Source organism: Lutibacter profundi (genome assembly GCF_001543325.1).
Lineage (GTDB): Bacteria > Bacteroidota > Bacteroidia > Flavobacteriales > Flavobacteriaceae > Lutibacter > Lutibacter profundi.
Genome location: NZ_CP013355.1, coordinates 2,583,899 through 2,596,174, shown reverse-complemented (window position 1 = coordinate 2,596,174; position 12,276 = coordinate 2,583,899). Strand labels below are relative to the sequence as shown.

Genomic DNA, 12,276 nt, shown 5'->3' with positions numbered 1-12,276 from the left:
TAAATGTCTTAGTATTATAAAAACAATTAAAACAGAATATATTATGAAAAAATTAGTAGGATTATTAGTAATTATAATTGCCTTATCCAATTCAATAAACGCACAAGGCAATGGCAAAAGAGCTAATCAAAACTTTACACCTGAACAAATTGCAACCTTGCAAACAAAGAGAATGACTATGCTATTGAACTTAAGTCAAGAGCAACAAACTGCCATTGTTAACTTACAAAAAAATCAGGCAATGGTTCGCCAAGCCATGAGAAAATCTATGCTAGAAAGAAAACTAAATGGAAAAACACTAAGTTCTGATGAATTATTTCAATTACAAAGTAGCCGTTTAGATAGAATGCAACAACATAAAATAGCTATGCAAAAAATTCTTAATCAAGAGCAATTTAGTAAATGGCAAACGATGAGAAAAGGAAAAATGATGTCTAAACAAGGCTGCAATAACCCTCAAAGAAAAGGTCAACAAAAATTTAAAAGACAATCTTAAAAAGAGTATAGTATCAATCAACAACTTGGGCTCACCTAGAAGTGAGCCCTTTCTAAATAATAACCAAACTAATTTATTTTTAACTTACACACTTTTTAGGATAGTGTCTTTTCTTACCGTAACAGAAAATCATTATTTAGAGCTAGTAATTGCCATTTTATATTTTTATCTTTAAGCTTGAATAGATGTATATCTTTTGTTTGATTTGGCTTTCCCCAATTGTAATAAACAGCTAATTTTAAATATGTTGAAACGTGTTTTTTATTCCCATAATATGTAAAATTAATAAACCAATTTCCTTTATTTAATTTTTCAATAAAAAATGTTTCCGATGAATAACCCTGCGTTTTTTCATGTTTTATACGGCTGTTATTTTCTAAAAGAGTGTGCTTAAAATTATACACTTGTTTTTGAGGATTTACAAACTCTATATCAAACTCTGCTTCAGAAGTATTCCATTCAAAAACCATACGAACATCTTTCGTAATATTTGCTGAATCTCTCACTAAAAAGAGTTCTTTTATGTTAGCCTGTTTTTTGTGTTGTACAAACAACGCTTCCATTTCACTGTAAATAATTTGTCCTATTCCCTCATTTTCTATATTATTTCCTCTATAAAAATAATTCATATACATTTTCCATGCATTTTGGTATTGATTAAGATTTGTGTAAGCATTAGCAAGGTCTCGAAATGATTGTGCATAACTAGGTCTGAGTTTAATTATTTTTTTATAAACTTTTAAAGCTTTCTGGTCTAATCCTCTCTTTTGATAGGTATATGCCAAAACTTTGAGTACTTCTGGATTTCTTTCAAATTGGGTGTCAATTTTTGAAAGTATTTTTAAACTACCTTTTTCATCCTTATAAATTTGTTGAAAATAGTTGGCCATATCAAAATAAAATTCAAATTGGTTCTTGTATGAAGGCTGCAACCTCTGGTATTCTAAATATGCTTGCTGTAGGTTTAAAATTGAATCAAAAGCCTCAAAATAATCTGGTTGAGTTATTCCAAAATTTTTGAAAGTAACAGCATCTTCTTTGTAGTACTTCTTATTCGAATATAATTTTGTTTTTGAAGCTATGGGCTTATCATCAAACGTACTACTTTTAGTTCGCACTACAATAACTCCGTTTGATCCAGCAGCTCCATATTTAACTGTTCCCGCTAACGATCTAATTACATATACATCCTTTACGTTTACTAAATCCATTGGTGGAAGAGGGCGACCGTTAATAGTTTCATAAATAACACCATCAATATCCCAAATGGGATGAGTATTCAAAGAAAAGGAGATACCTCTACTCAGTTTTGGCATTTTATATCTTATTGCTGTCCAAAGGTCTATTGCAGCTAAATTTAAGTTAGCACCATTTATATAATTAATTGAGTACCCTACTTTTTCTGTGTTAATATTACCAAAAGTTGTTGTAAGTACATCAGGTCTCCCCATTAACCCTGATTTATCTTTTCTCTTTCTTTTATTATTAACAGTAACTTCCTTTAAATTATTTACAATAGCATTCATTTCAATATTTAAAACTTCTGTTATATCTTCAATAATTATCTCTAAAGGTATCATACCTACAAAAGTGAATTTTAATATCTCTCCCTCTTTTGCTTTAATAACATAAAATCCTTTATTGTTAGTTTTAGCACCTCGATTGGTGTTTTTAACAACCACATTTACATCCTTTAATAAAATACCTAAACTTGAAACTGTCCCTGAAATTTCTTTAAGTGGAGTATTTTTTTTAGCTTGATATAATTTATTTTGCGAATACAATGTGTATTGACCATGAACACAAAAAACAATAAAAACACATATAATAATGTTTATTCCTGTTCTTTTAATACTACTCATAAAATACTGATTTTAAGAGATTAAGGACTATTTTATCAAATATAATGTTTTTAAATAAAAAGAATTCTTAATTATTTATTTTTTAATAAAAAAACACGAATATAGCGAAGTCAAAAAATTGAAAAATGTTCTATTTCAAAATTAATGTATAACCTACTGTAATGTTATTGGAAGTAAGTCCGTTAAGTTTTTTAAGTTCATCAACTGTTAAGCCATACTTTTTTGAAATTGAATACAACGTATCTCCTTTAGACACAACATGATTAGATGCCTTTTTTACTTTTAATTTTTTGAAGGGCTTTCCTAAAACTTCTGTATCATATTTATGCAAATTATACTTTTCAATAATTGCGATTAGTTTAGCAGGGTACCTTCTATCTGTTGCGTAACCTGCTGTGCTTAATCCTTTTGCCCATTTTACATAATCGTTTTTTTTAAGCTTAAACAATTTTGCATATCTATTTCGAGTAGCTAAAAATTTTGAATGGTCTTTAAAAGAATTGTTAGGGTTTTTATAAACTCTAAAACATTCCCCTTTTTCATCATCATCATGATACACTTTTTTACCTTTCCAGCCTTTATGACATTTAATCCCGAAATGATTGTTAGATTTTTTAGTTAACAAACTATTTCCACTTGATGACTCTAATATTCCTTGTGCCAATGTAATACTAGCAGGGATATTATAAACACGCATTTCTTCCATAGCAATATCTTTATACTTTTTAATATACGCTTGGGTTGAGTAATTAAAAGAAGTATTTATTGCCCGTTTTGTAGTCACTATTTCACTATTTTCAGGAGCTATTACCTCTCTATTGTTTTTTTTTATAGAAGAATTTACTATTTTTTTCTTTGATTTACAGCCAAATAGCAAGCCAACACTTAATAACCCAATAATGATATAATTACGTTTCATTTTATTTTCTAATTAGCGGTAATTTTTTCTTACTAAGAACTACATTCATGCCATCAATTCCTTGTAAACCACCAGTATGGATTGCTAAAATCTTAGTTCCTTGTTTAAAATAATTTTTTTTAATCAAATCTACAATCCCAAACATCATTTTACCTGTATAAACCGGATCTAAAGGTATGAGTGTTTCATTTTTAAATTTATTTATAAATATAATTAATTCTTCAGAAACTTTTGCATATCCTCCAAAATGATATGCAGTATTTAAAATCCAATTGTTATTTTTAAGTACATACTTTTTAATTTCATTTTGAAGAAAATCTCCTTTTAAGGCTGGAAACCCAATTGCTTTTTGATTTTTTTTTAGTGAATTAATAATTCCTGAAATAGTACCTCCAGTACCAACCGCTGAGCATATTATATCAAATTTATCATCATTACTAGTTAAAATTTCTTCACATCCTTTTACTGCCAAATGATTTGTTCCTCCTTCTGGAACTAGATAAAAATCACCAAATTGCCGCTGTAAATTGGCTATAAATTCTTTTAATGTTTTATTTCTATATTCCTTTCTGGAAACAAAATGGAATTGCATTTGATGTTCTAAAGCAAATTTTAATGTTGGATTGTTTTGAATTATTTCTTGTGAATTATTTGCCAATTCATCTCCTCTAATAATTCCAATGGTTTTAAAATTATACTCAAAACCTGCTGCTGCAGTAGCAGCAATATGATTAGAATATGCACCTCCAAAAGTAAGTAATGTAGTTTTATGCTGTTTTTTTGCTTCTTCTAAATTGTATTTTAGCTTTCGATATTTATTTCCTGAAATAAAGGGGTGTAATTCATCTTCTCTTTTTATGAAAACAGAAACTTGACTATTTTCAATTTCTGAAAAATGAACTTGTTGAATGCTACTATTTTTAGTTTCTAAAAACAAATTTTTTATTGGTTTAATTGGACTCTAATTTCTCCTCAAGTAAGGTCCATTCTTCCATTAGCTTTTCTATTGTATGTTTTTTAGTTTTATAAATTTCAAAAAAGTTGGGTTTTGTTGAAGTTATTTCATAATCTTCAGCTAATGCTACATCCATTTCAGAAATTTCTATTTCTAATTCATCAATTTGCGTTTCAATTTTGGTTAATTTATTTTTTAGCTTTTTAAGCTCTTTATCTTCAATTTTTCTTGTTTGAACCTTTTCGTTTTTAGTAGTACCTTTCTTTTTTACAACAATAGTTCTTTTTTCTGCTTCACGTAAATTTTCTATTTGGTGTTGTTCCAAGAAATAATTTATGTCTCCTAAATATTCTTTAATTTCCTTATCTTTAAAACCATAAACAGTAGTTGCTAAACCTTGTAAAAATTCACGGTCATGCGATACTAAAATTAAAGTTCCTTTAAATTTTTTCAATGCACTTTTAAGTACATTTTTAGAGGCGATATCTAAATGGTTAGTTGGCTCATCCATTATTAACACGTTAAAAGGTGATAATAATAATTTACACAAAGCCAATCTATTTCTTTCTCCTCCCGAAAGCATTTTAGCTTTTTTATCTACTGCATCCCCTCCAAACAAAAAGGCTCCCAACATATCTCTTACCCTAACGCGGTTTGCATCTGTAGATGCATCTTCCATAATTTCTAAAACCGTTTTTTCTGGTTCAAGGTACTCAGATTGATTTTGAGCAAAATATCCAATTTCTACATTATGTCCCAATTTTAAATGCCCTCCATAAGCTATTTCGCCTACAATAATTTTTGCCAAAGTAGATTTCCCTTGTCCGTTTTGCCCAACAAAGGCAATTTTACTATTTCGTTCAATTAATAGGTTTACATTTTCTAATACGTGTTTGTCACCATAACTTTTAGATAAATTTTCGGCTTCAATAACAATTTTCCCAGGATCTTTTGAAACTTGAAAGCGAACATTCATTACAGCGTTATCATCTGTATCTACTTCTATACGCTCTACCTTATCCAATTTTTTTATTAGAGATTGTGCCATAGATGCTTTGTTGGCTTTAGCTCTAAATTTATCAATTAATATTTGAGTGGCTTTTATTTCTTTCTCTTGGTTTTTTTGTGCTTGTAATTGTTTTTCTTTTATCTCACCACGTAACAATAAAAATTGAGAATACGGTTTTTTATAATCGTATATTTTTCCTAAAGAAATTTCAATAGTTCTGTTGGTAACATTATTTAAAAACATTTTATCATGCGAAACTAACATAATAGCTCCTGAGTAATTTTTTAAAAAATTTTCTAACCAAATAATAGATTCAATATCTAAATGGTTGGTTGGTTCATCTAATAATAAAATATCATTGTTTTGTAATAATAATTTAGCTAATTCAATACGCATTCTCCATCCACCAGAAAAAGTATTAGTCAGTTTATCAAAATCTTCCCTTTGAAAGCCAAGCCCTTGAAGAATTTTTTCAGTATTTCCTTTATAATTATAACCTCCCAACAGTTCATATCTATGCGTACATTCATTTAAATCTACCATTAAATCATGATAGTATTCACTTTCATAATCGGTTCTTTCTACTAATTCTTGATTTATTTTTTCTAATTTAATTTCTAGTCTTTTAATTTCTTCAAAAGCCTGGTAAGCTTCTTCTAAAATTGTTCGCCCTTCCTCAAAATCTATATCCTGACGTAAAAAACCAATACGCACATCCTTATCAAATGCCATAGTGCCACTTGTGCTTTCTATATCTTTAGAAATTACCTTTAAAAGGGTAGATTTTCCTGCACCATTTTTCCCTATCAATCCTATTCTATCTCCTTTATTTAACTTAAAGGTAATTCCTGAAAATAAATCAGATCCTGCAAATGAAACTGTTAAATTATGTACGTTAAGCATTCCTATTTTATAATTTAATGTAAATTTGTTTTTTAATAAAAACATTGCAAACTTACTATAAAAAAGTTTGCCACTCAATTAAAGTTTTTAATTTTGTTTTTTGATAAGAAATGATAAAAAAAGGAACCAAACTATACAGTATTTTTTTTAACAAATGCCCTAAATGTCATGAAGGTGATTTTATGAAAGAAAAAAATATTTTAAAACTTCATAAAGCCTTTCAAATGCATGAAAAATGTTCTAATTGTGGGTTAAAATACACTATAGAACCTTCTTTTTTTTATGGGGCAATGTATGTTAATTATGCGCTTACTGTTGGCCTCTCAATAGTTACATTTACAATTGCAACCTTGTTTTCTAATTTAAATTTAATTCAAATTTTCATTCCTATTGTAATTGTTTTAGTGTTAACAGTTCCTATTACTATTAGGCTTTCACGAATTATTTGGATTAATCTATTTATAAAATATCAAAAAGATACACATAAAATTACCCAAAACGAGCAATAGAAATTTCTTTATCTAATTCAAATTTGTTTTCCAAATGATTATAAAGCTTATTGGCAATAGTTGGAGCAATCATAACCCCACGTGTTCCGAGACCATTTAAAATAGCTAAATTTTGATACTTTGGGTGTTTTCCAGCCAAGGGTCTTCTATCTTTAACTGTTGGTCTAATACCAGCTGTATGGTCAACAATAGTATAAGGAACAGTTATAAAGGAATTCAATTTCGTTATCAGCTCTTGCTTTCCGTTTTGCGTAGGTTCTTTTGTTTTATCCTTCCAATTAAAAGTAGCCCCTATTTTATAATAATTATCGCCTAAAGGAAGAACAAATACTGCTGCTTTTATTAAAAAATCTATATGTAATTCAGGAGCATATATGGTTATCAATTCTCCTTTGGCTTCTTGCATTGGAAGGTAATTAAAAAAAGGATTTTTAACCATACCAAAACCCTCACAAAATACAACCTTTAATGCTTTCACATTTTTATATTCAATGATTTTTTTACCAATTTTTAATTCCGTGTAGTTAAAACTTTCATATTTGATTGTTTTTTTCTTCAACAAATATTGCCGGTAATCTTGAAGTAGTGAGCTGGTGTCTATTCTACCCGTATTTATTAATTTTCCATAGCCGTAGTTTGCAACAACTCCTTCAATTTTAGCATCTATTATTTTGGGAACCATAAAGTTAGTAAGCAATGGTTTATCACAAGCAATAAACCAATTATTTTGTTCTTCAATTGATTTAAATATTCTGTAAATATTTGTGGAGTAGTTATACTTTTTATTGAATTTTTTTTCTAAAGATTGATAAAATGGCATTGCTATTTTTAGTTGGCCAACAGCATCCCATACAGGTGTAAACCGTTTTAAAATTACAGGGTTATACATACCTCCTGCAACAATTGAAGAATTTTGAGAGTTATCTTCATATACAACAAATGATTTTTTATGTTTTTCTAATTCTTCAGTAAAGGCTAATCCAGCCAAACCAAAACCTACAATAATATAATCTACCTGCATAAAATCATTTTATATAAAACAAAAAACTCCTGCAATTAGCAAGAGTTTTTATTTTACAATTTGGTAATTTAGTAGTTCCACATATCTAATTCTTTGTTTCTAATTTCATCTTTTATTTTATTAGACTCCATTACTTGAAACAACGCATTTCCTTTTACATATTCAGCTACATCTCTATCTCCATAAATATTTTCTTCTCTATATATAATTGAGTTAAACCTTCTTGCATTTAATAAATGGTCAAATGAAATTGGATATGCCGAGTTTTTTTGATTAAAAACCTTCATCTCATGAAGTGTATTTCTTGCATCAGGAAACCAAACCCAAAACAACGCTAATTGTTCTGAAATATCCATATCATCTCTACCCATTGTTTGTACATCAGGAGCAACAGGTGCTAATGCTAGCAAACGATATTTTAATTCTCCTTGTCTTTTGTCAAAATACCAAAGTCCTTTTATTTTAAAACCTTCAATATCTTGAGAGGTTAGGTTAATTTTATCAATATATTCTTCAATATTTGTGCTTCCTGCATTCAATTCATCAAAACCAACATCTGTAGTATCAATTCTAAAGAGTTTTGCATTTATTTCAGATTTTGTCATTTTTGCAGTGAAATATGAATCATCATAAACTTCGGTAATTTGACCACTTTTAATACCTCTTAAAAGCGTATCAAATAATGAGCGCCTACTTCTTGAAACATTTGTAGTATCTACAGGGTAATACATAGGCAAATTAATTTTCTCATTTAAATCTATATATTCCCATACTACTTTAGACCACAAAATATCTCTATCGTCTATATAACCATATTCTAATGGTTTATCATTATCAACCGCTAATTGCTCAGGTGTCTTTTTCCCAATATCAGAAGGTTTTTTCGCATTCAATAAATTTGACTGTGCGTATGTAGCATTGAAAAGCACAAATGCCAAAATAAAAATTCCAATATTTTTCTTATTCTTCATTTAAAATTATTTTATTGTATTTCTATACTAACTGCCGCAGCATTTTTAATCTTATAAGAATTATTTCCTACTAACGATGATTTTATATCAAATATTGCAATTACATCACCCCTTTTTGCTTTTGAAATTGCTTTTAATGCTTGCGCACTCATTCTATTACCTTTAACAACAACTGCTGATTGTCCAGGTACCTTTACTGTAAAACCTGAGGTTTTTAATTTTAAATCAAAATCAAAATCTGGTAATTCAGCACCAACAGTAACTTTAGCTAAAGTTGTTTTAGGCATTTTCACATACCCCATTTCTTTTCTAACTGAGCCTCTTGGAGAAGGAATATCTTTAATTCTAAAATTTTGTGATGTCGTTATTGTTTGTCCGTTTGGCAATTTTCCTGAAACACTAATTTTCACTTCTCTTCCAGATTTGGGTGTCATAACATACTTTCCAGATCCGCTAACCTTATTTAACCCAATACCCTTAGCTTTAACTAAATTATCAGGTATTCCAGGAATAGAAATTGTCATAGGATTTGGCACTCCCCTATACACAACATTCATTTTATCGGCTGAAATAACAGCACTATTTGGTTTTGGTATAACTGCATAAGAGCTTGAAATTGGTATTTCTACAGGTTTTCCATTTTCAATGAAAACAAATTTTCCTTTAATCTCTCGTTCACCAACCGCTCCTGCTGGGAAATCCAATATTGCTCCTCCGTCTTCTAATTTTGTGATATTTTTTCCATTCACAACAACTTCTGAAGGTTTTAAAGAAGCATCATATCTACCTAATACTATTTTTCCTTTGAAATTTTCACCTTGAAAGAAGGCTGATTTTTCTGGAATTAAAATTGTTTTATAGTTAGACATAGAAACATCGCTTTCTAATTGTCCACCCAAAAGGCTTCCATAAATTTCAGATTGTGTAGTTACAATATCAGTTTGTAAAGAAGTTAAATTGGTTATTGTAGATATTAAAGGAAAACCTTCATACCTGTTTTTTAACCAAGGCTGTTTACCATCTTCTGTATCTTGATCTGATGTGTCAAATCTCTTATTTACATTTTTTGTCAGTGGATTATTATCTCCTAATAGTTTAACTATAGCGTTTCTATAATTATTAATTTGGTCTAAAAACTCTTGTCCTTCTGCAGTAAATTTATCTCCTTTAAAAAAGTATTCGTTCACAATGTTGGCATTATCCATTGTTTCGTAATTGGTAGGATCATCAACTTTAGACAAGAAAAATTCTTTTTTATCAGCTAGATAATTATTGAAATTTTTAGAAAGTTCATCTACCTTTTTTGCCACAGTGAACAAACTAGCGTATTTTTCTGGTTGTTCTTGAGCCTTCGTTGACAAATTTTGAAGAGTAGCAGCATTTTTTGCTGAAGTAGTAACGTTATTTTCCGTCAACTTTTCATTCATATAACCAAAAGCAGAAAGTACTTCTTTAGACATTTGCATTGCTAACATTGCAATGAAAATTAAGTACATAAGGTTAATCATTTTCTGCCTTGGTGAGAGTTTACCTGAAGCCATTCTAATTAGTTTTTTGGTTAATATAATAGTTTTTCAACTAATTAGTTCTTATTTGACATTGCAGATAACATACCTCCGTACACATCATTTAGTGAGGATAAGTTGGTAGTCAAAGATTCCATTTGCTCTTTTAATTTACCTGCATTTATGGTAACCTGTTCGTTAATTTCAGCTTGTCTGCTAGTGCTATCAAGTTGTAACTTGTATAAACTATTTAATGATTCCATTTGTGCAGCAGCCAACGAAAGTTGTTCACTATATTTATTTGTTGCTGCAATTGAATCTACTGCAGGTGCAATATTTTCTGCTGCCCCTTTAAAATTTTGAATGCTTTCACTTAAACTTGACATTAAACTGGCATCTAATTTGGCATCTTTAAGCATATCATCTAATTTTTGAGATAGCAAACTTTGTGATTCTCTAGCTTCATTTCTATCTTTATCTTTTGCATTTCCAGTTCCTAATTCTGGGTACACTAAAGACCAATCTAAATCTTCATCAACTGAATCAAACGCTGAAACAAAGAATACAGCTGCTTCAACAATCATACCTATTGAAAGCATTGTTCCACCACCTGACCAGTGCTGAATTTTGAATAATGCTCCTAAAATTACTATTGCTGCTCCAATCCCATAAGCATAATTAAATAATTTTTTTGTGTTTCTACTTTGTGCCATAATTTAAGTTTTAAAGTTTTCGGTTAGGGTTAGGGTTTATTTTTATTCTCCATTTATGTTAGTTCCAAGAAAATCTTGCACAGTTCTAAATCCAATATAGCTTCTAGCTGAGTCGGCATACTCATAATCACGTGTGCTCACTTGTAAAAAGTAGGCAACATCTTTCCATGAACCTCCTCTAATTATTTTTCTGTGATTTTTTGGCATTTCAACATTCGGATTCATTGTTGAGCTAATATAATATGATGCTTCACTATAAGCAGTGTTCGTCCATTCGGAAACATTACCCGCCATATTGTACAACCCATAATCATTTGGGTTATATGATTTTGCTTCTACTGTATATAAGGCTCCATCAACTGCATAATTTCCTCTACTAGGTTTAAAATTTGCTAAAAAACACCCTCTATCAGTTGTGGTATATGGGCCACCCCAAGGGTATGTTGAATATTCTAAACCTCCTCGTGCAGCATATTCCCACTCAGCTTCAGTAGCTAGTCTAAAAGCAGGTACTGAACTTGGGTTTTTTCTTGAGTGTAAAAAATCATTTTTCTTTTTTGTTCTCCAACTACAAAATGCTTTTGCCTGACTCCAAGTTACTCCAACTACAGGATATTCATTATAAGCTTGGTGATAAAAATAATCTTGATGCATAGGATCATTGTAAGAGTAATTAAAATCTTTTACCCATACAGTAGTATCAGGATAAATTTCAACAATTTCCTGTTTTATAAAATCTTTTCTTGCTCCTTTTTTTCTTGCCGCAGAACTTCTATCTAACCAAGAGTATTTATATTTAAGTTTTTTGGTGTCTAAAATTCTTTTTCCATCAAAACTATCTTCAATTGGTACATACATTGTGTCCATTACTTCAGAGTAATACTCATCTGGAAAATCATTTGGATCCCAAATCAAATCTTCATCCCAGTTTAAGGCTCTTCCTTGTAATGGGGAATTCACATCTCCTAAACTCCCGTAATTATTCATCATATATTTTTGGTATGGAGTCATTTTGGTGGTATCAACATTTTTAAACTGATAATTCTCTAGCACCTTATTGGCGTCTTCAGACATTAATTCTGATAATAAAGCCAATTGTGTTCTCACAATAGAATCTCTAACCCAATATACAAACTCTTTATATTCAGCATTTGTAATTTCAGTTTCATCCATGTAATATGGTCTAACCGTAACTGTTCTGGTTGGTGTATTTAAAGATGCTGCTACATCTTCATCTTCTTTTCCCATTGTAAAAGAACCTCCTGGAATTAAAACCATTCCAAGTGGTTTTTTTGTATGCCAAGTGCTTTTTGACCTAACTCCTACTAACTCTCCTTGATCGTTAGAGCCGCAGCTATACACCAAAAGAGCTACTAAAATATACAATGATATTTTCTTCATAATAATTTTCTT

General features: G+C 29.8%; 11 protein-coding genes. 2 read left to right on the top strand and 9 right to left on the bottom strand.

Translation table 11 applies throughout. The features are described from left to right. The first annotated feature begins 43 nt into the window (after nt 1-43). Nucleotides 44-496: a hypothetical protein gene (locus Lupro_RS11455; RefSeq protein WP_068210394.1), complete on the top strand. Its 453-nt coding sequence runs from the start codon at nt 44-46 to the stop codon at nt 494-496. 113 nt (nt 497-609) lie between these two features. Here Lupro_RS11455 and Lupro_RS11450 read toward each other — a convergent pair whose 3' ends face one another. From Lupro_RS11450 to Lupro_RS11435, 4 genes are all read right to left on the bottom strand, one after another. Then, nucleotides 610-2,358, bottom strand: coding sequence for a carboxypeptidase-like regulatory domain-containing protein (locus tag Lupro_RS11450; RefSeq protein WP_068210391.1), 1,749 nt, complete (start codon nt 2,356-2,358; stop codon nt 610-612). A gap of 130 nt (nt 2,359-2,488) precedes the next feature. Beyond that, on the bottom strand, nt 2,489-3,277 hold the full coding sequence (locus Lupro_RS13880; RefSeq protein ID WP_068210390.1) for a glucosaminidase domain-containing protein: 789 nt from the start codon (nt 3,275-3,277) through the stop codon (nt 2,489-2,491). A 1-nt stretch (nt 3,278) separates the two neighbouring features. Continuing rightward, a complete protein-coding gene (locus Lupro_RS11440) occupies nt 3,279-4,214 on the bottom strand; it encodes a 1-aminocyclopropane-1-carboxylate deaminase/D-cysteine desulfhydrase (RefSeq protein ID WP_068210389.1) in 936 nt (311 codons plus the stop codon). A 13-nt stretch (nt 4,215-4,227) separates the two neighbouring features. Continuing rightward, nucleotides 4,228-6,144, bottom strand: a complete 1,917-nt coding sequence (locus Lupro_RS11435; RefSeq protein WP_068211627.1) for an ABC-F family ATP-binding cassette domain-containing protein — start codon at nt 6,142-6,144, stop codon at nt 4,228-4,230. A 110-nt stretch (nt 6,145-6,254) separates the two neighbouring features. Here Lupro_RS11435 and Lupro_RS11430 point away from each other — a divergent pair, with 110 nt between their 5' ends. Continuing rightward, nucleotides 6,255-6,653 (top strand): DUF983 domain-containing protein, encoded by a 399-nt coding sequence (locus tag Lupro_RS11430; RefSeq protein ID WP_068210388.1) that lies wholly within the window; start codon nt 6,255-6,257, stop codon nt 6,651-6,653. On the opposite strand, the gene Lupro_RS11425 is transcribed toward Lupro_RS11430, so the two are convergent. From Lupro_RS11425 to porK, 5 genes are all read right to left on the bottom strand, one after another. Then, a complete protein-coding gene (locus Lupro_RS11425; protein WP_068210387.1) occupies nt 6,634-7,674 on the bottom strand; it encodes an NAD(P)/FAD-dependent oxidoreductase in 1,041 nt (346 codons plus the stop codon). The two genes, Lupro_RS11430 and Lupro_RS11425, sit on opposite strands and share 20 nt — an antisense overlap. 68 nt (nt 7,675-7,742) lie before the next feature. Beyond that, on the bottom strand, nt 7,743-8,645 hold the full coding sequence (porN, locus tag Lupro_RS11420) for a type IX secretion system ring subunit PorN/GldN (protein WP_068210383.1): 903 nt from the start codon (nt 8,643-8,645) through the stop codon (nt 7,743-7,745). A gap of 11 nt (nt 8,646-8,656) precedes the next feature. Next, nucleotides 8,657-10,186, bottom strand: coding sequence for a type IX secretion system motor protein PorM/GldM (porM, locus tag Lupro_RS11415; protein WP_068210378.1), 1,530 nt, complete (start codon nt 10,184-10,186; stop codon nt 8,657-8,659). Between the two features lie 41 nt (nt 10,187-10,227). Next, nucleotides 10,228-10,863, bottom strand: a complete 636-nt coding sequence (porL, locus tag Lupro_RS11410; protein WP_068210377.1) for a type IX secretion system motor protein PorL/GldL — start codon at nt 10,861-10,863, stop codon at nt 10,228-10,230. A gap of 42 nt (nt 10,864-10,905) precedes the next feature. Next, nucleotides 10,906-12,264, bottom strand: coding sequence for a T9SS ring complex lipoprotein PorK/GldK (gene porK, locus Lupro_RS11405; protein WP_068210376.1), 1,359 nt, complete (start codon nt 12,262-12,264; stop codon nt 10,906-10,908). Nucleotides 12,265-12,276: the final 12 nt, after the last annotated feature.

Excerpts from the sequence above, each read along its gene's own strand:
- Lupro_RS11450 (WP_068210391.1), bottom strand. The coding sequence starts at position 2,358 with ATGAGTAGTATTAAAAGAACAGGAATAAACATTATTATATGTGTTTTT.
- Lupro_RS11430 (WP_068210388.1), top strand. The coding sequence starts at position 6,255 with ATGATAAAAAAAGGAACCAAACTATACAGTATTTTTTTTAACAAATGC.
- Lupro_RS13880 (WP_068210390.1), bottom strand. The coding sequence starts at position 3,277 with ATGAAACGTAATTATATCATTATTGGGTTATTAAGTGTTGGCTTGCTA.
- Lupro_RS11425 (WP_068210387.1), bottom strand. The coding sequence starts at position 7,674 with ATGCAGGTAGATTATATTATTGTAGGTTTTGGTTTGGCTGGATTAGCC.
- porM (WP_068210378.1), bottom strand. The coding sequence starts at position 10,186 with ATGGCTTCAGGTAAACTCTCACCAAGGCAGAAAATGATTAACCTTATG.
- Lupro_RS11455 (WP_068210394.1), top strand. The coding sequence starts at position 44 with ATGAAAAAATTAGTAGGATTATTAGTAATTATAATTGCCTTATCCAAT.
- porN (WP_068210383.1), bottom strand. The coding sequence starts at position 8,645 with ATGAAGAATAAGAAAAATATTGGAATTTTTATTTTGGCATTTGTGCTT.
- Lupro_RS11435 (WP_068211627.1), bottom strand. The coding sequence starts at position 6,144 with ATGCTTAACGTACATAATTTAACAGTTTCATTTGCAGGATCTGATTTA.
- porL (WP_068210377.1), bottom strand. The coding sequence starts at position 10,863 with ATGGCACAAAGTAGAAACACAAAAAAATTATTTAATTATGCTTATGGG.
- porK (WP_068210376.1), bottom strand. The coding sequence starts at position 12,264 with ATGAAGAAAATATCATTGTATATTTTAGTAGCTCTTTTGGTGTATAGC.